General features: G+C 39.0%; 28 protein-coding genes and 1 tRNA gene. 17 read left to right on the top strand and 12 right to left on the bottom strand.

From position 1 onward, the window contains the following. Positions 1 to 21: 21 nt before the first annotated feature. The 4 genes from ACFJIZ_RS01980 to ACFJIZ_RS01965 form a co-directional block, all read right to left on the bottom strand. Positions 22 to 303, bottom strand: a complete 282-nt coding sequence (locus tag ACFJIZ_RS01980) for a DUF559 domain-containing protein (protein ID WP_379090189.1) — start codon at positions 301 to 303, stop codon at positions 22 to 24. Between the two features lie 28 nt (positions 304 to 331). Continuing rightward, positions 332 to 520 (bottom strand): hypothetical protein, encoded by a 189-nt coding sequence (locus tag ACFJIZ_RS01975; RefSeq protein WP_379090187.1) that lies wholly within the window; start codon positions 518 to 520, stop codon positions 332 to 334. 127 nt (positions 521 to 647) lie between these two features. Further along, the gene (locus tag ACFJIZ_RS01970) at positions 648 to 1,124 is read right to left on the bottom strand and encodes a hypothetical protein (protein WP_379090185.1); all 477 of its coding nucleotides are present in this window, start codon (positions 1,122 to 1,124) and stop codon (positions 648 to 650) included. 282 nt (positions 1,125 to 1,406) lie between these two features. Next, on the bottom strand, positions 1,407 to 2,081 hold the full coding sequence (locus ACFJIZ_RS01965) for an arylesterase (protein ID WP_379090183.1): 675 nt from the start codon (positions 2,079 to 2,081) through the stop codon (positions 1,407 to 1,409). Between the two features lie 96 nt (positions 2,082 to 2,177). On the opposite strand from ACFJIZ_RS01965, the gene ACFJIZ_RS01960 reads away from it, so the two are divergent. The 7 genes from ACFJIZ_RS01960 (at position 2,178) to ACFJIZ_RS01930 (ending at position 7,222) form a co-directional block, all read left to right on the top strand. Then, a complete protein-coding gene (locus tag ACFJIZ_RS01960; protein ID WP_379090181.1) occupies positions 2,178 to 2,873 on the top strand; it encodes an ABC transporter ATP-binding protein in 696 nt (231 codons plus the stop codon). Then, the gene (locus tag ACFJIZ_RS01955) at positions 2,851 to 4,086 is read left to right on the top strand and encodes an ABC transporter permease (protein WP_379090179.1); all 1,236 of its coding nucleotides are present in this window, start codon (positions 2,851 to 2,853) and stop codon (positions 4,084 to 4,086) included. Before ACFJIZ_RS01960 ends, ACFJIZ_RS01955 begins: the two co-directional genes overlap by 23 nt. Before the next feature lie 5 nt (positions 4,087 to 4,091). Beyond that, on the top strand, positions 4,092 to 4,541 hold the full coding sequence (locus ACFJIZ_RS01950) for a hypothetical protein (RefSeq protein ID WP_379090177.1): 450 nt from the start codon (positions 4,092 to 4,094) through the stop codon (positions 4,539 to 4,541). A 142-nt stretch (positions 4,542 to 4,683) separates the two neighbouring features. Continuing rightward, positions 4,684 to 5,409, top strand: coding sequence for an ABC transporter permease (locus ACFJIZ_RS01945; protein WP_379090175.1), 726 nt, complete (start codon positions 4,684 to 4,686; stop codon positions 5,407 to 5,409). Between the two features lie 150 nt (positions 5,410 to 5,559). Continuing rightward, positions 5,560 to 6,246, top strand: a complete 687-nt coding sequence (locus tag ACFJIZ_RS01940) for an MCP four helix bundle domain-containing protein (protein WP_379090173.1) — start codon at positions 5,560 to 5,562, stop codon at positions 6,244 to 6,246. A 95-nt stretch (positions 6,247 to 6,341) separates the two neighbouring features. After that, positions 6,342 to 6,421 (top strand) — tRNA-Leu (locus ACFJIZ_RS01935). Between the two features lie 246 nt (positions 6,422 to 6,667). Then, positions 6,668 to 7,222 carry a GNAT family N-acetyltransferase gene (locus ACFJIZ_RS01930; RefSeq protein ID WP_379090171.1) on the top strand — a complete coding sequence of 185 codons (555 nt, stop codon included), beginning with the start codon at positions 6,668 to 6,670 and terminating at the stop codon, positions 7,220 to 7,222. Between the two features lie 98 nt (positions 7,223 to 7,320). Here the strand turns inward: ACFJIZ_RS01930 and ACFJIZ_RS01925 are convergent, their stop codons facing one another. Together ACFJIZ_RS01925 and ACFJIZ_RS01920 are read right to left on the bottom strand one after the other, a co-directional pair. After that, positions 7,321 to 7,674 carry a DUF1801 domain-containing protein gene (locus ACFJIZ_RS01925; RefSeq protein WP_379090169.1) on the bottom strand — a complete coding sequence of 118 codons (354 nt, stop codon included), beginning with the start codon at positions 7,672 to 7,674 and terminating at the stop codon, positions 7,321 to 7,323. 111 nt (positions 7,675 to 7,785) lie between these two features. Then, entirely contained in the window at positions 7,786 to 8,361 is a 576-nt protein-coding gene (locus ACFJIZ_RS01920) for a Crp/Fnr family transcriptional regulator (protein WP_379090167.1), read from the bottom strand. A gap of 201 nt (positions 8,362 to 8,562) precedes the next feature. On the opposite strand from ACFJIZ_RS01920, the gene ACFJIZ_RS01915 reads away from it, so the two are divergent. Further along, positions 8,563 to 8,928, top strand: coding sequence for a hypothetical protein (locus ACFJIZ_RS01915; protein ID WP_379090165.1), 366 nt, complete (start codon positions 8,563 to 8,565; stop codon positions 8,926 to 8,928). Positions 8,929 to 8,941: 13 nt separating this feature from the next. Here the strand turns inward: ACFJIZ_RS01915 and ACFJIZ_RS01910 are convergent, their stop codons facing one another. After that, positions 8,942 to 9,997: a serine hydrolase domain-containing protein gene (locus ACFJIZ_RS01910; protein ID WP_379090163.1), complete on the bottom strand. Its 1,056-nt coding sequence runs from the start codon at positions 9,995 to 9,997 to the stop codon at positions 8,942 to 8,944. Positions 9,998 to 10,205: 208 nt separating this feature from the next. Here ACFJIZ_RS01910 and abc-f point away from each other — a divergent pair, with 208 nt between their 5' ends. Next, positions 10,206 to 11,840: a ribosomal protection-like ABC-F family protein gene (gene abc-f, locus ACFJIZ_RS01905; protein WP_379090161.1), complete on the top strand. Its 1,635-nt coding sequence runs from the start codon at positions 10,206 to 10,208 to the stop codon at positions 11,838 to 11,840. A gap of 243 nt (positions 11,841 to 12,083) precedes the next feature. Then, positions 12,084 to 13,115 (top strand): S41 family peptidase, encoded by a 1,032-nt coding sequence (locus ACFJIZ_RS01900; protein WP_379090159.1) that lies wholly within the window; start codon positions 12,084 to 12,086, stop codon positions 13,113 to 13,115. Positions 13,116 to 13,166: 51 nt separating this feature from the next. Here ACFJIZ_RS01900 and ACFJIZ_RS01895 read toward each other — a convergent pair whose 3' ends face one another. Continuing rightward, on the bottom strand, positions 13,167 to 14,072 hold the full coding sequence (locus ACFJIZ_RS01895; RefSeq protein ID WP_379090157.1) for a DMT family transporter: 906 nt from the start codon (positions 14,070 to 14,072) through the stop codon (positions 13,167 to 13,169). After that, entirely contained in the window at positions 14,072 to 14,614 is a 543-nt protein-coding gene (locus ACFJIZ_RS01890) for a GNAT family N-acetyltransferase (protein ID WP_379090155.1), read from the bottom strand. The genes ACFJIZ_RS01895 and ACFJIZ_RS01890 overlap by 1 nt, the downstream gene beginning before the upstream one ends. A gap of 72 nt (positions 14,615 to 14,686) precedes the next feature. On the opposite strand from ACFJIZ_RS01890, the gene ACFJIZ_RS01885 reads away from it, so the two are divergent. From ACFJIZ_RS01885 to ACFJIZ_RS01875, 3 genes are all read left to right on the top strand, one after another. After that, a complete protein-coding gene (locus tag ACFJIZ_RS01885; RefSeq protein WP_379090153.1) occupies positions 14,687 to 15,553 on the top strand; it encodes a LysR family transcriptional regulator in 867 nt (288 codons plus the stop codon). Between the two features lie 92 nt (positions 15,554 to 15,645). Next, positions 15,646 to 16,077: a hypothetical protein gene (locus ACFJIZ_RS01880; RefSeq protein ID WP_379090151.1), complete on the top strand. Its 432-nt coding sequence runs from the start codon at positions 15,646 to 15,648 to the stop codon at positions 16,075 to 16,077. Positions 16,078 to 16,230: 153 nt separating this feature from the next. Continuing rightward, on the top strand, positions 16,231 to 16,812 hold the full coding sequence (locus tag ACFJIZ_RS01875) for a YdeI family protein (RefSeq protein ID WP_379090149.1): 582 nt from the start codon (positions 16,231 to 16,233) through the stop codon (positions 16,810 to 16,812). Between the two features lie 5 nt (positions 16,813 to 16,817). Here the strand turns inward: ACFJIZ_RS01875 and ACFJIZ_RS01870 are convergent, their stop codons facing one another. Then, the gene (locus tag ACFJIZ_RS01870; RefSeq protein ID WP_379090147.1) at positions 16,818 to 17,183 is read right to left on the bottom strand and encodes a winged helix-turn-helix transcriptional regulator; all 366 of its coding nucleotides are present in this window, start codon (positions 17,181 to 17,183) and stop codon (positions 16,818 to 16,820) included. Positions 17,184 to 17,260: 77 nt separating this feature from the next. Here ACFJIZ_RS01870 and ACFJIZ_RS01865 point away from each other — a divergent pair, with 77 nt between their 5' ends. The 3 genes from ACFJIZ_RS01865 to ACFJIZ_RS01855 all read left to right on the top strand — a co-directional run bounded on the left by ACFJIZ_RS01865 (position 17,261) and on the right by ACFJIZ_RS01855 (position 19,123). Then, entirely contained in the window at positions 17,261 to 18,145 is an 885-nt protein-coding gene (locus ACFJIZ_RS01865; RefSeq protein ID WP_379090145.1) for an NAD(P)H-binding protein, read from the top strand. Positions 18,146 to 18,317: 172 nt separating this feature from the next. Continuing rightward, positions 18,318 to 18,737 (top strand): VOC family protein, encoded by a 420-nt coding sequence (locus tag ACFJIZ_RS01860; RefSeq protein ID WP_379090143.1) that lies wholly within the window; start codon positions 18,318 to 18,320, stop codon positions 18,735 to 18,737. Between the two features lie 2 nt (positions 18,738 to 18,739). After that, a complete protein-coding gene (locus ACFJIZ_RS01855) occupies positions 18,740 to 19,123 on the top strand; it encodes a YdeI family protein (RefSeq protein ID WP_379090141.1) in 384 nt (127 codons plus the stop codon). A 122-nt stretch (positions 19,124 to 19,245) separates the two neighbouring features. Here ACFJIZ_RS01855 and ACFJIZ_RS01850 read toward each other — a convergent pair whose 3' ends face one another. Further along, entirely contained in the window at positions 19,246 to 19,701 is a 456-nt protein-coding gene (locus ACFJIZ_RS01850; protein ID WP_379090139.1) for a hypothetical protein, read from the bottom strand. A gap of 103 nt (positions 19,702 to 19,804) precedes the next feature. Here ACFJIZ_RS01850 and ACFJIZ_RS01845 point away from each other — a divergent pair, with 103 nt between their 5' ends. Further along, on the top strand, positions 19,805 to 20,158 hold the full coding sequence (locus ACFJIZ_RS01845; protein WP_379090137.1) for a VOC family protein: 354 nt from the start codon (positions 19,805 to 19,807) through the stop codon (positions 20,156 to 20,158). A gap of 85 nt (positions 20,159 to 20,243) precedes the next feature. Here ACFJIZ_RS01845 and ACFJIZ_RS01840 read toward each other — a convergent pair whose 3' ends face one another. After that, positions 20,244 to 22,667: a TonB-dependent receptor domain-containing protein gene (locus tag ACFJIZ_RS01840; RefSeq protein ID WP_379090135.1), complete on the bottom strand. Its 2,424-nt coding sequence runs from the start codon at positions 22,665 to 22,667 to the stop codon at positions 20,244 to 20,246. Positions 22,668 to 22,682: the final 15 nt, after the last annotated feature.

The following is a 22,682-nucleotide window of genomic DNA, read 5'->3' as shown; positions in this document are numbered from 1 at the left end:
AGCCCAGTTATAGGTTAAGGACTATTCTTTAGCCGGCACCTTAGCTACCCTTGCTGCTTCTACATATAAAAGCACTTGGTTTACGCAGGCTTTTAGGTTCTGCTTTACCTCGTGCTCCCAAAAGCGCATTACGGTAAAGCCCATGGCTTGTAGCTGCTCATTTACAAATTGATCCCGTTGTTGGTTGCGCTCGATCTTGGCCACCCAAAAGGTAGTATTGGTTTTTGGCTTGCGTTGCTGCCAGTTGTAGCCATGCCAAAAATCGCCATCTACAAATATGGCCAGTTTGTATTTATCGATCACCAGATCTGGCCTGCCGGGCAGGTCTTTTTTATGGATCCTGAAAACGAATGTGTTGTGCCCAAAGTGCTTTTCTTAACAGGAGCTCTGGCAAACTATTTTTACCCCTGATCTTAGACATGGTCTTGCTCCGTTGTTTGGTGGTATAATAGCCTGCGCTTTCTTCAAAGCGGGGTACTTTGATGGCGTCTTCTTGTACTGGGTAGGCTTTAGCTCTCATTATTGTTAAACCTTAATAGGCCGATATTGTTTAGGGCTTTTAAAATTAAACCCTAAACAATATCAAAAATAGCATTGCTGTTGATATGAGCATCACAAAGCCCACAAAATGTGAGTAGCTAGTACAATTATTGAGCACTGCTTGTTTTGATGATGCAGGCTGCTTGTTCGAAAACAAACCTGCCCTTATCGTAATCTATGGGTACATTCTGGTTAAAGTATACCGCGCCCCACATTACTCTTATATCGCCAACACCCATGGTTAGGGTGTTTTCTTTTTTTAACAGGGCTATTGGGTTTCTGTACCATTTATCGGCCTTGTTTACTTTAAAAACGTAATGTCCTTTTAAGGTATCGCCTTTAACTTCACCTTTGATGGTACCTACAAAGTGTTTTTCGTTGTGATAGTTAAATTCTAGTTCGCCTAAGACTTGTTTCTTGGTGGTATCTACTTTAAGCCAAGCGGTATCTGTTTTATCTATAGCAATGTAGCAGATGGTTTTTTTTTCGTCCATTTGGTCTTTAAACTCTTTTTGTTGGGTGCAACTGCTTAAGGCAAGGATAGAAATGGCAATTGATAATAGGGATAGTTTGTGTTTTTTCATGTTTAGGGTTTAGGGGTTGACTTCATATTTATACTAAGGATGCCAAAACCTGATGGATTGCATACACAGGAAGATAAAAAAAATTAATAACGCTAACAAATTTGTCATGCTGAGGCACGAAGCATCTTAGTTTAGAAACTCGTGGAATGGAGATTTACTTCGTAGCTGCTTCGCGGTCTTTGCTATACTCAGAATGAATTGACCACATAGGAACATAGGTCACATAGAGAATTTTATCGTGCTGCTATGTTAAGAATGACAAAGCGATTAAAAAAACGAAACCTACAATAGTCCTTTCAGTACTACCCAAACGTTTTCGGCTAATATTTTATCGCCTGCTGCTGTAGGGTGTATGCCATCGGCCTGGTTAAGCTTGGGTACTCCTCCTACTTTATCCAACAAAAAAGGAATCAGTTCTATTTGGTTCTGTTTTGCCAATTTGGGAAACATCTCCTTAAAATCGTTGGCATAGGTACTACCCATATTTGGGGGTACCTGCATGCCTGCCAATACTATTTTAACATTGGGATACTTGCTTTTAACCTGATCAATAATAAATTGTAGGTTTTTGGTGGTCTCGGCAACGGGAATACCTCTTAAACCATCGTTTGCACCTAATTCTAATACAAAAACATCAATAGGTTGTTTCAATAGCCAATCGATACGGCCTTTGCCCCCAGCAGATGTTTCGCCACTTAAACCACCATTGATCACTTTATAAGGTAATTTTAACGAATCGATACGGTTTTGGATCAAGGCTGGATAGGCTTCACTTGGGTCTAACCCATAACCTGCGGTTAAACTTGTGCCAAAAAAGAGAATATGTTTTTGGGCAACTGCGTTTTTCTCGTCGGTAGTACCATTGGCCTGTGTTTCGGCTTTGTCATTTTTTGTATTTGTACAGGCTCCGCAAAGGGCTACCAAAACAAGTGCTGCTATTAAACGTTTTCGTAACATATCTATTTGTTCTATCTCTAATCATCAAAACCCATTATCTTTAAGGGGTAAAGGGATTAATGTTTGATTTCAAATATAGCTAAAACTTAAATAAGCATGCCATTGGAAAGTATTCTGGAAATTAAAAACGTAAGTAAGATCTATCAAAGCGCCCATAACGATCTCACCGTATTGGACCAAATCAATTTTGCCATCAACAAAGGCGATACGGTAGCAATCACTGGTCCATCGGGCAGTGGAAAAACAACTTTATTGGGCCTATGTGCAGGCTTAGACCGTGCAACTACAGGAACCGTTACTTTAAATGGCGTTGAACTCACCAATTTGGGCGAAGACCAAAGGGCTGCCGTTCGTAATCAATATGTAGGTTTCATCTTCCAAAATTTCCAGTTGTTACCAACGCTTACCGCTTTAGAGAATGTAATGGTACCTTTAGAACTAAGAGGAGCTAAAAACAGCAAAGCACATGCGTTAGATCTGTTAGACAAAGTTGGTTTGGCCGAACGTGCAGCACATTATCCTGTACAATTATCTGGTGGCGAGCAACAAAGGGTTTCTTTGGCCAGGGCATTTTCTAATCAACCTGCCTTACTTTTTGCAGATGAACCTACCGGAAACCTTGATGCGGAAACGAGCGAAAAGGTGATCAAACTCTTGTTCGACCTGAATAAAGATGCAGGTACTACACTGGTTATCGTTACCCACGATCTGGAGCTGGCGGCAAGAACAAACAGAATTATAAAAATTAAAGGCGGTAATATCATCGCCGATGAAAGCCAGCAACATGCCTAATCCTCCTATCCAAAACCAACCTATCGGGATGGGTTGGCTGTTTAAAATGGTTTGGCGAGATAGCCGAAAAAACCGTTCGCGGTTATTGCTTTTTATCTCATCGATCGTATTGGGTATTGCCGCTTTGGTGGCCGTCTATTCATTTAAAGACAACCTACAGCGAGACATAGATAACCAAGCCAAAGAACTAACCGGCGCCGACCTGATCGTAGAAAGCAGAAGGGCTGTTGAGCCTAAAACACAACAACTATTGGCCAAACTGGGCGACGACCGTTCGCAGGAAAGGTCATTTGCATCGATGGTGTACTTTTTAAAAGGTCAGGGCAGTAGATTGGTACAGATCAAGGCACTACAAGGAAAATATCCTTATTACGGAGCGATAGAGACTAGTCCAACAGCAGCTGCGAGCAGTTTTCAGCAAGGAAGAAATGCACTGGTAGACCAAACTTTGATGTTGCAGTTCAATGCAAAAACAGGCGATTCTATTAAAGTTGGCGACCTGAACTTTGCCATTGCAGGTATTTTAAACAAGGCACCCGGACAAACTGGTATTTCGGCAACGGTAGCACCTACGGTATACATTCCCTTAAGCTACCTTGAGCAAACAAAGTTGACCCAAATCGGTAGCCGCATTACCTATCGCTATTATTATCAATTTAAAAATGCTGATTCGTTGGCCCAAACCATTAAAAAACTTGACCCTAAGTTAGAAAAGGAGGGTTTAGACATAGAAACGGTAGCTTCAAAAAAAGAACAGACTGGCCGTTCTTTTAGCGACATGAGCAGGTTTTTGGCCTTATCAGGCTTTATTGCGCTGTTGTTGGGCTGTATTGGCGTAGGTAGTGCAATCCATGTATATATCCAAGAGAAACTTAGTGCCATTGCTACCCTACGTTGTCTTGGCCTAAAGGCTAGACATGCCTTTTTGATCTACCTGATCCAAATCTCTTTTATCGGTTTAATTGGTGCAATATTGGGCGCGATATTGGGCACTTTGATCCAATTTTTGTTGCCCATCGTGTTAAAAGATTTCTTGCCCATTACCATTAGCATGCAGGTTTCGTGGTTGGCTATTGCACAGGGTATTTTATTGGGACTGATCATTTCAGTGCTATTTGCCCTACCCTCTTTACTTGCGGTGCGTAAGATATCTCCTCTAAATGCCATCAGGGCATCTTTTGAGCATACTGTAATTAAAAGGGGTAACCTCTAAAATGGTTGGTATACTTCTTAATGCTGGTATTTGTTTTGGGTTTTACCTACCTGCAAATGAGGGGTTGGATGCAGACCATTGCCTTTACCATCAGCATATTTATTGCTTTTTTGTTATTGGTGGCCTTTTCTAAGCTACTGATGTTTTTGGTACGAAAGTTTTTACCGATGTCGCTCAGTTACTTGTGGCGCCAAGGTTTTGCCAATCTATATCGTCCAAATAACCAGACCTTGATGTTGACGGTATCTATCGGCTTGTCAACTGCCTTTATCTGCACTTTGTTTTTTGTGCAGGGCATCTTGATCAAGCGGGTAACCTTATCGTCTGGTGCAAACCAGCCCAATATGGTCTTGTTTGATATCCAGAATACACAAAAAGAAGCGCTGGATAGTTTAACCAGATCTTACAAACTACCTTTAATGAACCAAGTGCCGGTAATTACCATGCGGAATTGAAGAGATCAATGGCAAGAAGTTATCAGCAGATACGGCTAATGCAAGGGCCTACAGGGGCGAAATCAGGGCAACCTACCAAGATACCTTAACTGCAGCAGAAAAGATAACAGCTGGTACGTGGACTGGTAAGGTCGAATCGGCCATGGCACCTATCCAAATCTCTCTAGATCAAGACTATGCCAGAAGAATCAAGGTAAAACTGAACGACAAAATCTTATTTAATGTGCAAGGCATGCTTCTCCAAACTACAGTAGGCAGTTTTAGAGAGGTAAATTGGGGCAGGATGCAAACCAACTTCAGGGTGGTATTTCCTTCGGGGGTATTGGAATCGGCTCCGCAATTTCATGTGTTGATGACAAGAGTGCCTTCAAAAGAAGTTTCGGCCAAATTTCAAGGCGCAGTGGTTAGGGGTTTTCCCAATGTTTCGGTGATAGACCTAGGTTTGGTCTTACAGTTATGGGACGAGATCTTAGATAAAATCGGTTTTGTGATCCGCTTTATGGCTGGCTTTAGCATGGCTACGGGTTGGATTGTACTGCTCTCTGCGGTATTGACCAGCAAAAACCAAAGAATCAAAGAGAGCATCTTATTGCGCACTTTAGGGGCCAGTAGAAAACAGGTATTGGTGATCAATGCCATTGAATATTTCTTTTTAGGCGTTTTTGCCGCAGGTGCTGGTTTAATCTTAGCATTGGGCAGCAGTTGGCTTTTGGCCAAGTTTAGCTTTGAGGCTACGTTTACACCTCCATTGGTTCCCATCTTTGTGCTTTTTGCCATTGTGGTTGGCTTAGTGGTGTTAACTGGTGTGTTAAGTACAAGAAATGTGTTGAACCAACCTCCATTAAAGATATTGAGAAGTGAAGGCTAAGGGAATGCAGATTTAACAACAATTTGGGGGTAGATTTTAGAATTATAAGGCCTTGGTAACCTTAGCATTGTTTTCTTCTCCAGATTATTTCTTTACTTGATATTATTTGGTTATTTTGTAGGTTCGCTCGTTTTAGCTAAAACATTGACTATGAAATTTGCACATACCGTAAAGCAAAAAACAAAGATTGCCGCCTTACTTTTTGGGGTAATGGCCTGTACCATCTTGATTAGATTTTTAGAGGATAAAAGCATCAAAAACATGAACAACGCTTTTATTTCTATGTATAACGATAGGTTAATTCCTGCTACCGACCTCTTCTATTTGGCAGAGAACCTGTATGCCAAACGTTATATCCTCGAGGCTGTAATCGAGCACCAACCTAAAAAGGAAAGTCAGCAGGAGTTATTGCAACGATTGATCAAACATGACGCAAACATCAATTCGCTATTGCAGAAATATGAAAAGACTTTTTTAACGCAACAGGAAAAAACTTATCTGGCAGAGCTTAAGGCCAAACTGCGAGAAAACAAAGCCATTGAAGATCGGATCATCGCTGCCGAAACTACACAGGTTAATGCCAGCAACAAATTGTTGTTTGAAACTACAGCCATGGATTCTTTCAATGGAATCAATACTAAACTGGCTGAACTTACCCAATTACAGACTAAAGTTGGCGAAGAATTGATCAAAGATTCAAAGTATTTGGTATCGGGAAGCAATCTATATTCTACAATTCAGTTTGCTTTGGCCATTGTAATTGGAATTTTAATTGTGTCTATTATCTTCGCTTCTAATGTGGTAAAAACTAACAATCAGAAGTTTAACTTAAATTAAGGCTTCTCCAAAAAACAGAATTCATAGAATATGAAAATAATCCTTGCTATTTAGCCATGCATTTGATAGATTTGCATCCCGCTGAATAAGCAAATGCCCAGCTGGCGGAATTGGTAGACGCGCTGGTCTCAAACACCTGTGGGAAACCGTGCCGGTTCGACTCCGGCGCTGGGTACGAAGAGTAAAATTAAAAGCCTTAACATTTATATGTTAAGGCTTTACTCTTTTAAAGACATCTTTGAATCACTAAATATCAGTAATTATATGCCACCATTCATCTCTCTGGCTACTGCTAATTTTCAGTTTGTTTAATTTCCTTTTTACTCAATAGGGCCATAAAGTTTATTTCAAACTTTCATCTATATTTGAGTTAACAGTCAGGCCATGATAGCCACAGCTTAGACAAAGTAAACAAGACAAAATGGTAAATATAAATTTCACACCTTTCCCAATTTTGACAACTGAAAGGCTCACGCTTAGACCATTATCAATTGATGACCAGCAAGATATTTTTGCTTTGCGTTCTGATGCAGAAATAAACAAATATCTTGGCAGAGCACCTAGCCAAACAATTGAAGATGCCATAAACTTTATCAACAAGATTAATGATAACATCCAAAAAAACAATTCCATTTATTGGGCAATTACGCTGACGAAAACAAAAACATTTGTTGGGACAATTTGTCTTTTTGACTTTTCAGCCGAAAAAAATAGCTGCGAAATTGGATATGAGCTTATGACAAAATTCCAAAACCAAGGCATAATGAAAGAAGCAGTAGCGGAAGTTATTGCGTATGCTTTTGAAACATTGCAGTTTCAAAAAATAGTAGCGTTTACGCACAACGAAAATCAGCATTCGACCAAACTATTGAAGAAATTTAACTTTCTTCAATCACCAGAAATAGACAAAGAAAATCCTGATTGTGCTATTTTTACATTGGAAAAAGACATGAACAACAAAGGTCAGAACCACTAACACAGGTTTGGCAAAATATTTAGGTTATCAAAGATTTTTATGGTTTAACCAAAACCGATTGTGTTTTATTTAAGGGCTCGATGCTTTTTTATGCCTTATCATTTGTCCATCAGTTTAATCCATTGCTCAATAACCTCCTGAAGACCTTTACTTCTTGCCTCTACTTCTGCCATGTTCTTAAATTTGGCATAGGCTTTACCTTTCGATGCCGATTCAAGCACCTCATTGTTATTCAGCCCCTCTGCTTGATGGAAAACTAGTGCCACTGCATCTTTAACACGTGGACTAAAGGTTGCGATATCACCTTTGTAATAGAAACTGGGACCACCCCATTTAACATCTTCTGTAATTTCTGGATGTACTTTCATGATGATATCACGCAACACTCCCATTTCTTTTTTTAAAGGATGATCCAATTTTGCTAGGAAATCATCTACCTTTTTTGTACTCATGTGTTTTTCGTTTTTAATTAATGTTCCCAGAAGCGGACATTTCTGCTTCAACAAAGCAAACTTCGCTGGTTCTAATCGAGAAAAAAATTACAAATGTTGAGAAAAAGAAAATTATTTGCCGTTAATGATACGACTCAACTGAGTGGGAGTAATTCCAAGGTAAGAAGCGATATGGTATTTTTTAAGACGGGGCAGGATTTGTTTGTGCGACAGTAAGAACTGTTGATAACGGGTTAAGGCTGTATCAGTACGAAAAGCAATTTCTAATGGTTCTTTTTCAGTTATCCAATGTTTTTCTAGGTAATTGATATAAAATAAAGCAAGGTCATGATATGTATCGACAAGTTTTCTAAATGCATTAAAATCATACTCCAACACAATGGTATCCTCAACGGCAGCAATGGTAAATTTACTTGGTGTTTCTGTCATTGTTGCAGTGACTGATGCCGCAAAACGGTTTTCAGGAAAAAAGTATTTGATGACCATCTCACCTTCAAGCGGTAAATAGGATTGATAAGCTAATCCGCTACAGATAAAAGCAAATTTTCGTGGCACTTCTCCTTCTGTTACCATCAGCTCTCCTTTACGGTATGTTTTCTGTTTGAGCAAGTCGGCCCAGACCTGCTCTGCTGCTGCTGTAATTGGATAGTACCTACGAACCTGCTGGAAAAACTGTACTTTGCTCATGATGTCTTAATTTAAGAACTAAGCTAATCATTATTGCTTTCAACTAGATAAAGGTTTGACCTAGCATTAGCATGTTTTCTCATCTGCTAATCGTTAATCTGGTTTTGGCAACTAATTTACACAAGAAATATTATGGTTCTCAGTAAAACCCTTAAATTGCGCACAAGAAGTCATATCCTATCAACTTAATTTTTTACTAGCATGAAACTTATATTATCTCTAGCATTTTTGACAATCCTCTCCTTCACAGGTTTTTCGCAAGAAATAAAAAAAGCCAATCCAGAAGGCCAAGTTCAAGATAAAGCAAACCCATATGCTTATATTTTGATTGAGGGTAAATTATTCTCTAAAAAACTAAGAGTTGAAGTTGATTTTGGCGACACGCCAGAACAACTCAAAGCAGGCAAGGAATATTCTGAGAAGCTAACGAATAAAAAATCGTATGCAGCTGTATTGAACTACATGGTCGAAAACCAATTTGAACTCGTTCAAACACTTGATTATACCAATAATTACTCAGGCTCAGGCGGAACATCTGGTATTGTTTTTATCATGAGGAAAAAGTGATCTTTAAACTAGTTTAAAGAATTGCTTTCCCAATTTTTAATGCATAATCTCCCAAATCGGTCAGATTGGTATTGGATAGGATGATAATACTCAAATCACTATTTAAGTAGTGAAACCAAACAGCATTAGCGCCTGCTATCCTACCATATCTTTCCATACGCTTGTATTTTTGAGTATCACGGACCCAAACACTATAACCATACTGATCTAGTCCGGGTGTTAAAAGCTGATCCAAAGTTTCCTTTCTGATCAGTTTAAAAGCAAATAGGGCGTTATTGAATTTGATCAGGTCGGCTGTACAAGAATACATTGCGCCTGCGGCCGAGAAGTCTTCTACGTAAATTGGGATATTTGGAATTAAGTGGTCAAGACTTTTATCCTTATAATAAGGGGTTGCCAGGTTTTTGATCAATTTATAATGAGAAATCAATCCAGAATCGTGCATCCCTAATGGAAGGAGAATCTGCTGATCCAAGACCTGCGCAAATGTCTTTTGATAAATCACTTCTAAAATTCGACCTAAAATCATGTATTCTCCGTTGTTGTAATCGAATTTTGTTCCAGGTTCATTCACTAGGTTATTTGAGCAAAAACTATTTACGATTTCCTTTAATTGATAAGGTCTATTATAAAACCCTAGTCCATATTTCAAGAAATTTTCATCTTTGGCTGTATCCGTATTTTTCATTCCGGATGTATGGTTCAACAATTGATGGATAGCTACCTTGGGGCCTGCTTCTCCCTTGTAATCGGGTAAATAATCAATTATTTTTTTATTCAAATCAATTTTTCCTTGTTCAACCAACTGAAGAATTAGAACGGCCGTAAATGTTTTTGTGATCGAACAGACCTGATATTTGGTGTTGTTTGTAATTGGCGAGTTGAATGCACGCTCGGCTACGCCAAAGCTTTTGTAATAAATTATTTTTGAATTCTTTTGAATCAACACCGTTCCATTAAATTGATGTTGTGCGGCATAGGTTTCGACCAAGTTGTTAATTTCCTGTGTTTGGCCAAATGCGCAAAAGCTAAGTACAAAAAGGAACAATGTGTTTAAAAATTTCTTCATTTTAACCAATTTAAGTTACTCATTAGACGCTCCTTAATTCCTTAAGTTGCACCTCTATTAACTATCTTATTGATAATTTATCCAATACTCTGTGTATAAGGTCTTTTCATAGAAATGACGGAAGATAACTTGTCAACTCTTTTATTTCTCTCTCCAAAATCCGAGGTCTTTCCCTTATCTTTGCCGATAATTCAATACCCCCCATACTGTGATCAATGTAAACAACATTTCCGTTTCTTTTGGCGGAACTACCCTATTTAGCGACGTTACCTTTTCCATAAACGAGAACGATAAGATTGCCCTGATGGGTAAAAATGGCGCTGGCAAATCGACTATCTTAAAAATCATTGCCGATGTAGCCAAACCTACTTCTGGTAACGTAACCGGACCTAAGGATGCTGTAATCGCTTATTTGCCACAGCATTTGCTTACCCAAGACAAAGTGACTGTTTTTGAAGAAACGATGAAAGCTTTTGCAGAGGTGAACCAGATGCAAAAAGAATTGGATGAGCTGAATGAGCAATTGACTATTCGTACCGATTACGAAAGTGATGACTACATGAAGCTGATCGAACGCGTATCGGAACTGAGCGAGAAATTTTATTCGATCGAAGAGATCAATTATGATGCAGAGGTAGAAAAGGTATTGAAAGGTTTAGGTTTCGAGCGCAAGGATTTTACGCGTCAAACTTCAGAGTTTTCTGGTGGATGGCGCATGCGTATCGAGTTGGCTAAAATCCTGTTAAAAAAGCCTGATCTGATCTTATTGGATGAGCCTACCAACCACATGGATATCGAAAGTATACAATGGTTGGAAGATTTTTTGATCAACTCGGCCAAAGCGGTGATGGTAATCTCGCATGATCGTGCTTTTGTTGATAACATTACCAATCGTACCATTGAGGTGACCATGGGAAGGATATACGATTACAAAGCCAAATACACCCATTACCTGCAATTGCGTGCCGACCGTCGTGTACACCAATTGAAAGCTTATGAAGAACAACAACGTTTTATTGCAGACAACCAAGAATTTATAGACCGTTTTAGAGGAACTTATTCTAAAACCTTACAGGTGCAATCGCGTGTAAAAATGCTCGAAAAACTCGAGGTGATTGAGATTGATGAAGTAGATACTTCGGCATTACGCTTGAAATTTCCACCATCACCACGCTCTGGTCAATATCCAGTAATTGTAGAAGAGCTAACCAAAACTTATGGCGATCATGTGGTGTTCGAAAAAGCATCTATGGTAATTGAAAGAGGAGAAAAAGTAGCTTTTGTAGGTAAAAATGGTGAAGGGAAGTCGACCATGATCAAGGCCATTATGAGCGAAATTGATTTTCAAGGAAACTTAAAAGTCGGTCACAATGCCAAAATCGGATACTTTGCCCAAAACCAGGCTGCCTTGCTAGACGAAAACTTAACGGTATTCGAAACCATTGACCAGATTCCATTAAGTGATGGAACGATAAAAATCAAAGATCTTTTAGGTGCCTTTATGTTTAGTGGTGATGACACGACAAAAAAGGTTAAGGTACTTTCTGGTGGAGAAAAAACCCGTTTGGCCATGATCAAGCTGTTGTTAGAGCCTGTAAACCTGTTGATACTGGATGAGCCAACCAACCATTTGGACATGAAGACCAAAGACATTATCAAGGATGCCCTTAAGGATTTTGATGGCACTTTGATCCTGGTATCCCACGATAGGGATTTCTTAGATGGATTGGCAACAAAAGTATTCGAATTTGGTAATAAACGTGTTAGAGAACACTTTGAGGACATTAAAGGGTTTTTAGCCTACAAGAAAATGGACAGCTTAAAAGAAATCGAACAAAGCTAAATCTCAAATCATTTGCCAATTGGTTCAAATCGAATTTGACCGCAGATACTCAACCTCATTATGAAATCGTAGTGAGGTTTTTGTTTTTAATCAAATAACATTTCTTAATCTTAGCTACTGCTCAAATACCTTCATCAAATTGATTGAAATTTCATTTTCACTTGCAACTATCATCCTTAGAAATCCATCTATCACTAAACATCTAATTGTTACTTGGATGAAATCAAATTTTAAAAAGCATATATGAAAAAAACATTGGGCATATTTTTCATTTTGAGTTTAGCTCTGCATCTTCACGCACAAGAAAAAATGACAGCTCAGGATAGTATAAAAGTATTTTATGATGGGCTTTTTTCTGCCTTAAAAACCGGGTATTTATATAAGAAAAATGTAGATTGGAAAACAGTTGAACCTGAAACCAAACAGAATTTGACAGTGTACAATAGCTTTAAAAATTCCTTGGGCGAGATCAAGATTTTATTTGATAAAATAGGTGCAACACATTGTGGTGTATATGATCAACAAAATAAGTATGCTGCAACTGCAAAAATCATATCAAAAGATGATTATAGTGAACAATGGAAAAAGAAATATGGCACCAAACCAAGTTTTGAGGCCAAGGTGCTTAACGAAAAGTATGGTTACATCTTAATGCCAGGTATGCTATTTTTTGATACAAGCCCAGAAAATATCCATAAAATAGCCCAGCCTTTATACGACCAAATAGCTGATCTTAAAACTAAGCATGAAATTGAGGGGTGGATAATTGATTTGCGCTTTAATACGGGTGGAAACTCAACTCCAATGCTTTTGTCGTTATATGACTTTCTTGGCGATAATGAGATTTGGGGCTCACTTAATGTCAATAAAAAAACAGAGAACAGATTTAAATTGAAAAAAGGGAAATACATTGACAATTCTAAAATAGTACTCTATATCAACCCTAGCGGAGCCTTGCTTGACCAAGCAAAAGTAGCCGTCATTACCAATAGGTTTACCGCCAGTTCGGGAGAGGTAACCGCACTGGCATTTAAAGGTAGACCTTCTACGCTATTCATCGGAGAAAGCACTTATGGGGCTACAACTGGAAATATATTTTGGCCTTTACCTTTTGGAATGACCATGGCTTTAACTACCTCCTACGACAGCGACAGGAATGGCAATTATTATGAAAAAATCATTCCGGATATTGTTGTGTTAAAGCAGGATAATTTCGATCATCTACTTTCAGACAAAAAAATTCAGGAAGCTATAAAATTCATATCGGTAAAATAATAACCATTCCTAGCATTAGAAATTTGTAAGGAGAGTTATTCGTTTTTAAGCCTACCTTTTGTTTCTTAACATGCCTAATATTGGCCTGGCATTCAACATTCTCCAATTCAAATTAAGCTCTGATACAAGTGTAGCTGCAAAGACCAGTCCGCCACCAATCAAGAGTCGTGATGAAATGTTTTCTCCCAAAATGAAATGTGCAGCGATTGCTCCAAAAATCGGTTCAAAAAGATAGATGATAGATACCCGCTCGGCGCTAATGTATTTTTGCGAAATATTGGATATGGTATACATGTAAGCTGTTGAGAATAATGCACAGAAGACAACCCCAATCCAGAAAGTATTTTGCGCTGGAACCCAGCTGATGTTTCCCTGTCCGAGTGCCAACAAAAAGACGAGTATTGAACAGGTGGCAAACATCGGAACGATTGTTGGGATGATATCGCCAGCCTTTGATTCTTTTTCAATCTGGATCAGATACACCGCAAAGCAAAATGCACCAGCAATGGTATAAAGGTCGCCGATACCAATGTTAAATTTGTCATTGATAGAGATGACGAACAGGCCAATGAGTGCCGTAAAAGCAGCTAGCCATATCTTTAGCGAGGCCGTCTTTTTGTAGAAAACCAGTTTAAGAAGCGGAATGATCACTACGGTTATTCCAGCTACAAATGAACATTGCGATGCTGATGTATGGGTAATACCCAGTGTCTGTAAATAGATGCCAAGCACCAATGGAATACCCAAGATGGCACCTGTCTTGATTGAGGTGAGGTTGAGGTTTTTTACATGTTTCCAGAAAACAATAGACAAGACTATGGTTGCCAAAGCAAAGCGATAACACAAAAACAAGGCAGATTGGTTTGTTCCGATGGCAAGTTTGGTTACTGAAAAGGAAATGCCCCAAAAAGCAGTGCCCAGTATCAGTAAAGCGAGATAGATGTTCTTTTTCTCCATTAGGCTATTGCTGACTCACCCACACCAGACAACACTTTTTTCATCATCAGGTCCGTCTGTTCGTCGCTTCCCAACCTAAAGATGTGCTGATCAAAAGTGACAAAACCATTTTTCTCATAAAAAGCCAAAGCCCTATGGTTCTTTTCCCATACACCTAACCAAACATAAGTAGCCTTTATTTCATAGGCAATATCGATGGCCTTTTGATAAAGTAGTTGGCCCACCTTTTGGCGATGAAATTCTTTTAAGACATAGATGCGCTCAATTTCTAGTGCATCAAGACCTTGCTTTTCGGTCTGCGCTTGTCCAAGGTTTATTTTCAGGTAGCCAATCACTCTTCCTTCATATAGGGCAAAATAAAGCTGTGAATCTTTATTTTCAAGTTCTGCTGTCAGTTTAGCTATAGAAAAACTTTCCTCGAGGTAGGCTTTCATATCTTGCTCGCTATTTACCTCTGCAAAGGTTTCTAAGAATGTTGTCGTTCCAATCTCCTGCAGTGTGCGAATGTCTTGTCGTGTTGCCCTATTGATAGTGATTTCCATAACACAAATGTAAACAGTCTTTAAATGCAATAAAATGCTAATTTTTCATTTATTAATGCGTATATTGCATTAATGGATCTTCAACGAATCAAATATTTTTTGGCCCTATCTGAGCAACTGCATTATTGGAAAACGGCGGAAAAGATAAACATCACGCAATCTGCACTTAGCCGTCAGATCCAATCACTTGAAAATGAACTTGGTCTACAGTTATTTGAACGAAACAAGAGAAATGTGAAGCTTACACCTGCTGGCAAGTTCTTAAAAGAAAAATGGGAAGTAGAGCTGAGCGAGCTTGAATATATCCATCAGTTTGCAAAGCAGATCCATTTGGGCGAACGTGGTACCATTACCATTGCACATCCAGATTCTATATCGGCTTCGATCATGCCCGATGTTTTGGCAAAGATCAGTCAGGTATTTCCGCAGCTTCAGATCAAGCTTGTGCAGGTTTTATATGAAAATCAGTTGGAGTTTCTAAAGACCTATAAGATTGATTTGGCGATTACAAGGGACATCAACAGCGAGCCTGGTATCAAATCGAGAAAGTTGTATTCAGATCATTTGGCGCTAGTAGTTCCGCAGGATCATCCATTTAAGGAATTTGGAGACTTATCTACAGAAAGCCTAAAACAACAAAAATTTATCTTACCTACCAAAGATGAAGGCAGTAGTTATAGTGACATCATCCATGGACTTTTCAAGTCTTACGATTTTGTACCTGATGTCTTTCTTCATTCAGAATTTGGTTCTACCATCATCGCCTTGGTGAGAAAAGGCTTGGGCATAGCCATCTTACCCGATTCTTATGTGCATCACCAAAGCCCTGGTCTTCGGTTTATTCCTTTACCTTTTCAAACAGATCTGTTCATCAACTGGCGGGCAGATGACCATAACCCTGTACTTGCCAATATTTTGGATCTTTTGCTCGAATATTAGAATTGAGCATTTCTGCACATATTTAGCCATCGCTATGTGATAATTTTGGTCAATTTTCAACCGCATGATTTAATGCATCAAAAAATAGACTTATGAAATCAATTCAAAAAAAATCGACCTTAGTATTATCCGTATTGGCCTTAATGGTGTTATTCTCTTGTAAAAAGAAAGAAGGTGGTTCGTCTGGAAATTCGGATGAAGCAGCAGCTGCCAGAGTGGTAGGAACTTACAAAGGAACGTTGTCGATAGCTGGCAGCACTCAAGAATATTTTAACGCTATTATTGTGATTACAAAAGAAAATGGCAACAAAGTAAAAATTGCACCTAAATCTGGTGAGGCCTATGCTAACGTAACCACAAAAATCATCCCTATCAAAGCCATACCTGGTTCTGATGATGCCGAAGCTATTTCTGCTCCCGAGGGGACACTCATATATCAACACTCGGAGAAAGCAATAAATATAGTTACCCAAACTACCGCTTCGGGTGATGTAACCTACACATATAGGGCAACCAAACAATAAATTTCATGAAAAATCAAAGCACTTTTGCAGCTGAATAGCAAAAGTGCTTTTGATTAATTTTCTTTTTACCCTGACATAGGGTTGTCTTTGTATACCCTAGCTTTGGTGCATAAATAATTGTTATTTTAGTTGCAATGAAACCTTAAAGCACTGATGCCAAAAACAGATCCAGATATCTTTTGCCCAACAAGTCGAACGGCATGGAGGCAATGGTTAAAAGAAAATCATCATTTAAAACAGGCTGTTTGGCTTGTGTATTATAAGAAAAAGTCGAATGTTGCTACGCTTTCTTGGAGCGAAGCTGTTGACGAAGCATTATGTTTTGGTTGGATAGACAGCACCAAAAAAACACTTGATGAGCATACCTTTACACAATTCTTCTGCAAAAGAAAACCCACTAGTACTTGGTCTAAGATCAACAAAGGAAAAGTTGAACAATTGATCGAACAAGGATTGATGATGCCTGCAGGTTATAAAAGCATTGAAACCGCTAAACAAAATGGCTCGTGGACGCTCTTAGATGAGGCGGAAGAATTGACGATACCTGATGATTTGGCCATTGCACTTCGAACACACAATGGCGCTGAAGATTTCTTTTTAGGTTTAAGTAAGTCTGCCAAAAAAGCCATTTTACAATGGTTGGTATTGGCCAAACAACCAGCAACTAAACAGAAAAGGATTAATGAAATAGCAGAACTTGCTGCCCAAAAACTAAAGCCAAAACAGTTTAGGTAAAGATTTTATACCTGTTCCATTTTGAAATCACGTGCAGTAGCCCACTTTACCATTTCATCCAGCATAGGCCGCAACTGTTCGCCATCAGCACTTAAACTGTAGGTTACAAAAGGTGGCACTACATTTTCTGACTTTCTGATCACCAAAACATCTTCTTGCATCTGTTTAAGGTGCTGGATCAGCATCTTTTCTGTAATTGCCGGAATTAATCGCTTTAACTCGCTGTAGCGTTTTGGCCCACTCATCAAATGAAAAAGAATAATGGGTTTCCAATGACCACCAAGCTTGCTCATCACATAACTTATGGGACAGGTGGCCTTATTTGCTTTTTTATTAACGTTTAAAGTTGAGCTTTCTTTGATAGCGGTCATGATACATACTTTGGGGTAAGTACTTGTATAAAAGTAAGTACAAATATAACTTTGCTTTAGAAAAAAACACAATCATTATGAAAATAATTTTAACCGGTTCTTTGGGCAATATCAGTAGACCTCTTGCCATGAACCTGATCGCAAAAGGACATCAAGTAACTGTAATAAGTAGCAATAACGAGAAAGCAAATGACATTATCAATCTTGGTGCTGTACCAGCCATAGGCTCGGTAAGTGATGAAGATTTTCTGACCGCAACTTTCAATGGTGCTGACCTGGTATACTTGATGGTACCCAACGATTTTTCTACCAACGACCTCAGGGCGCATATCAAAAATATCGGACAACATTATATAAATGCTATCCAAAACGCAAATGTGAAGCAAGTTGTATTGTTAAGTAGCATTGGGGCGCATCTGGACGAAGGTACAGGACCTATTGCAGGATTAGCTGCTGTTGAAAAGCTGTTCAGAAAGCTTACAGACATCGATATCCTCTTTCTTCGCCCTGCTTATTTCTATAATAACCTGTATGCCAATATAGATATGATCAAACATATGGGTATTATTGGGGCCAATTATGGTGCAGACCAACAGATTGTATTGGTAGACCCACAAGATATCGCGACCATTGCCGCAGAAAAAATAGATGCGGGTTTTAGTGAACAAGAAACTTTTTATATTGCTAGCGACAAACGTACCTTAAAAGAGGTTGCTGAAGAGATTGGAAAAGCAATTGGGCAACCTGCGCTTGCATGGGTAGCATTTGAAGATGCCCAATCGTTTGAAGGCATGGTACAGGCCGGACTTTCTGAAGAGATGGCCAAAAACTATGTAGAAATGGGTACTGCTGTTAGAAGCACCATCCTTTGGGAAGATTTTGAACTACAGCAAATTGTACCTGAGGGCAAAACGAAATTGGAAGATTTTGCTGTGAAGTTTGCACAGGCTTACAAAGGGTAAGCAAAATAGTATAAACATATAAAAAGCCTTCGAGAGATCGAGGGCTTTTTTATTGACAGGTACTGATCCATTTGAAAAAAATGAATCAAAAAATTTTACACTGCCATAGGGTTGTCAGTAGGCACAATTATTTTTGGGTATATCAAACCAATATTCACTAAATAAAAATAAGATGTCAAAAAGAAATGTATTAAGAGGTTTAGCCACGATCAGCTTTTATGCTGCAGACCATGCCGCAGCAAAAAAATGGTATGCCGAACTATTGGGCATGGAACCTTATTTCAATGTGCCGGGCTATGCCGAATTCCGCATTGGCGATTACCAACATGAACTAGGATTGATTGACAGCAACTACGCTCCAAAGGGTGCCACAAATGGTCCTGCTGGTGCCATTGCGTATTGGCATGTTGATGACCTTAAAGCAATGCTAGATCATTTAATAGCTTTAGGAGCAACTGCCTACCAACCCATTACAGACCATAGTGGTGGAAGCGGCAATTTTGTAACGGCAGCTGTTGTTGATCCTTTTGGAAACATCTTGGGCATTATGACCAATAAACATTATCTTGAAATTTTAGACCAAAAAGCATAGTTATGGAAATGAAAGATGGAAAACCAGCTGTTTATGCTCCAACTAGGGCAGAATGGCGCGCTTGGTTAGCGCAAAATATTGAAACAGAGAAATCGGTATGGTTGATCCAATACCATAAAAAAAGTAAAGTTGAGAGTGTGAACTACAATGACGCCATGGAAGAAGCAGTCTGTTTTGGCTGGATAGATAGCAAGGCTAAAAAAAGAGATGCAGAGAGCTTTTATTTAACTTTTACTCCCCGTAACCCAAAAAGTAAATGGAGTGAACCCAACAAAGAGCGTGTAGCCAGAATGGAGGCCAAAGGTTTGATCACCGTACACGGACAACGCCTCATCGACATTGCCAAGACTACCGGAAAATGGGACCATTTAGTTGTTGAGGGATAGACAAGCACAGTAACCAGATCCGGAGTATAAGACCTGGTTTACCTGTGTCTAGTCACAATTAACTATATTTCTCTATAAAAGCAATATAGATTCCTATAAAACAATCGTCAGCGCAATTGTCTTCAACATAACCACAAGAAGATCATGCCGTTATTATTAGCCTCAAAAGATGTTTTGGCATTTTTTCTTTTCAACAACCAATCCGTTTTTGCTTTTTCGTAGAATCTATCTAAAGTCAAAGCACTTGCTCCGCTTTGGTGTGAATTTAAGTTGCTCTTATCCTCGGTCCATTGATCGTATACCACCACCTGATTTGTGGTACGGTCTATTCTTTTTGCAACATAAGAACGTGCAATGGCCTGACCGTTTTTGATGGTGATAATGGTTTCTGTACTACTTCCTACCCATGATGAAGTACTGATCTTATAGCGGTAAGAATTGTCGCTTGTTGATTTGAAGTTCAACCAGGTTTGGTAACTTCTGTCAAAATCTTTGACTTGAACAATGTCACTTTTCTTACAAGCAGTAAATAGGGTACCAACCAATAACAGGATAATCAAGTAGGGATTTCTTTTCATAATTTATTGTTTCTTACCTAAACGGGTAAAAGACATTTTACGCTACAGTTAACTCGTATATTTTCTTTAGCCGAAGTGGTTAAAATGTTCAGTAAATTTGGACATGATTAAATTCGCTTACACGATCCTTTACGTAAAGGATGTTACCAAATCTATTGAGTTCTATGAGAATGCCTTTGCCTTTAAGAGGAAGTTCATTTCGCCAGACAATGATTATGGCGAGCTGGCTACTGGAGATACTGTACTCTCTTTTGCCTCAACAACATTGGCAAAAACCAATCTATCTGAAGGTTTTTTAGAAAGTAACCCTGAGACAAAACCATTTGGTATTGAAATTGGCTTTGCTACGGAAAATGTAGTACAAGTTTTTGAGGAAGCCATTAAGGCAGGCGCAACTGTTGTTGAAAAAGCAAAAACCAAACCATGGGGCCAAGTAGTAGCCTATGTTAGGATCTAGATGGTTTTTTAATTGAGCTATGTACCCCTATGGGTTAATCAAAATAGCAATGGGCAGTTTACGGGAACTGCCCATTGCCAAGGTATTAAAATTTATAACTGTACCCGATACGGAATACCTGTGTTTCTAAATAATCGGTACTGTTTAGGGTAAAGCCATTCCCCTTTATTTCTCTTTTGATCTTTAAGGTATTGAGAATGTCTGTTCCGTTCAAAAACAACTCTCCTTTTCCTTTTTGGATCTGTTTTTTGGCGCCTAAGTCCATCGAAAACCTCGAACCGATGGTGCCTTGCGGCACAATGTCTTTGGCCAGGTATACCGCCGAAAGCTGTAATTGTGTTTGTTTAGGCAGCTTGAACATTGCATTTACCTTAGCATTTCCAGAAGTTATTTTTTCTTCATCCATGTGATAGACTGTTGGCACCGGATATTGGTTGGTAATGCTAAAGGCTTTGATGGTGTTCTGGTAAACTGCTATGCTGGTATTGAAAGAGAACCAGTTGGCAAGTTCTTGTTGCAACACCAATTCAGCTCCGGTGTTGTAACTTCTTCCAGCATTCTGAAAGATGTTATAAAGAATGGTACTTCCAGGTACAGTGGTGGCAATTCTGGTAATGGTCGCATCGATTACCTTGTGGTAAACAGCAGTATAAACATTGCCCTTTGTCCAGTTTAAACGATGGCCAAATTCAAAAGTATTGGTAAACTGGGGGCGCAAAGTAGGGTTACCAACTTTAAGCAATTCTGGCTCATCATATTTGGGGAAGATGCGGATATCCACTTCATTAGGTCTATCCACTCTTCTGTTAAAGAAAATCGACAACTTATTTTGAGCATCTATTTTATAGGCCAACCTCAAATTTGGAAATGGACGGACATAATCATAGCCATCACTCTTGTAGGTATTATGGTTAGGATTTACGTCGTATTGAACCTTTACATATTCAAATCTTAAACCTGCTTCCAGTTCGAAATGGTTGTTCTCTAAAACGTAGTTGGCATATACCGCAGGAATCGTCTCTTTGTAATCTGCCCAACCACCTGCATTTACATCAATTGGTGAATTTAACCCCGGAAAGAATTCCATATTGGTTGGAATGGTCCTTCTTCTAAATTTAATACCAGTTTCAATCCTCCCCTGCTTTAAAGGCTTGATGTAATCGAGGTTAAAATCGGCCACATGTTCATCAGAGAGCAACTTGAAAGCATCTTCTCCTGTAAATGTGGGCATGATGTTGGTGAAAAAATATTTTTCGTCTTCTCTATGCCAAGTATAATTAAATCCGGCATTCAACAAATGTCCAGGTTGTTTAAACTTGTATTGGTAAATGACCGAACCAGTAGCGGTATATTTTACTTCGTCTTCTAAAAACTGCCATAACCTTAAACGTTGAGCAAAATTAGCATTGAAATAAGGGATATCACCTCTATCCAATATCTTTTCTCTATTAAAGTAAGCAGAAACGGTAAAGGCATTCTGTTCGTCTGGATTCCAATCTATTCCTGTTTTTACGGTGGTGTAGGTGGTGGTACGGTTACGTTTTACCTGTTGGTTGATCACTGTTCCATCTGTGTAGGTCCTTATGGCAAACTCATTTCTATTGAGAGTTTGTGTATATAACCAATCGCCCTGCAAAAAGGTATTGAGTTTATTCTTCCTATAGTTAAGGGAAACAGATGGATTTATTTTGGGTGTAGCCTGGTATTGCGGCCTAATGGTTGGCAGGTTTTCTTGTCTAACCCATAATGCCCCCAAACCTGTAGTCAATCCTATTTTGCCATTAAAGCCTTCTTGTTTGTTCTTTTTGTAGATGATATTGATGATACCCGCATTGCCGTTTGCATCGTATTTGGCAGAAGGATTATTGATCATCTCGATCCGTTCTATTGCCGAAGCTGGAATATTGTCTAGACCAGTTTGTGTACCAAATCCGGTCATTGCATTCTGCCTGCCATCAACCAATACTGCAACCTTGTCGTTTCCCCGCAATTGGATCTTGCCATCTTGTATGGTAACACCTGGTAGATTCTGCATGGCCTGTAAAACTGAACCTCCTGCCTGACTTACATTATTGCTCAAAGTAAAGGTCTTTTTGTCCATCTTATCCGATAGCCCCTCTGTACTTTTAGAGGTTACCGTAATTTCATTGAGGCTTTTAGAGTCTTCTGTTAAAATGATTTCTCCCAGATCTAAAAAGGCGTTTAAGGTACCAATGGTAATTTCTTGTGTTTTGTTCAGGTGTCCTACCGAAGAAAAAGCGATGGTATACGTTCCACTTGCAAGGTCCCCTAGTTTAAAACGACCTTCTTCATCTGTGATCGTTCCTGCGATAAATTTTTGGTCGCTTTTATTTTTCACTACAACGTTGGCGTATGGAATGATATTTTTTGATTTGCCATCTTTCAATAAACCAGAAATCGTTGCTTTAAAAGTCTGTGCTTCTGCTTCCATTGCAGAAGCGAACATTAAAAACAGAATGAGCGTGACATTTTTCTTAAGTTTCAACATAGAATATTCAATTAA

It is taken from the genome of Pedobacter sp. UC225_65, from assembly GCF_042698365.1.
In the GTDB taxonomy this organism is placed as follows: domain Bacteria; phylum Bacteroidota; class Bacteroidia; order Sphingobacteriales; family Sphingobacteriaceae; genus Pedobacter.
The sequence above is the reverse complement of the archived record's forward strand: the minus strand, read 5'-3'. Positions and strand labels throughout refer to the sequence as shown.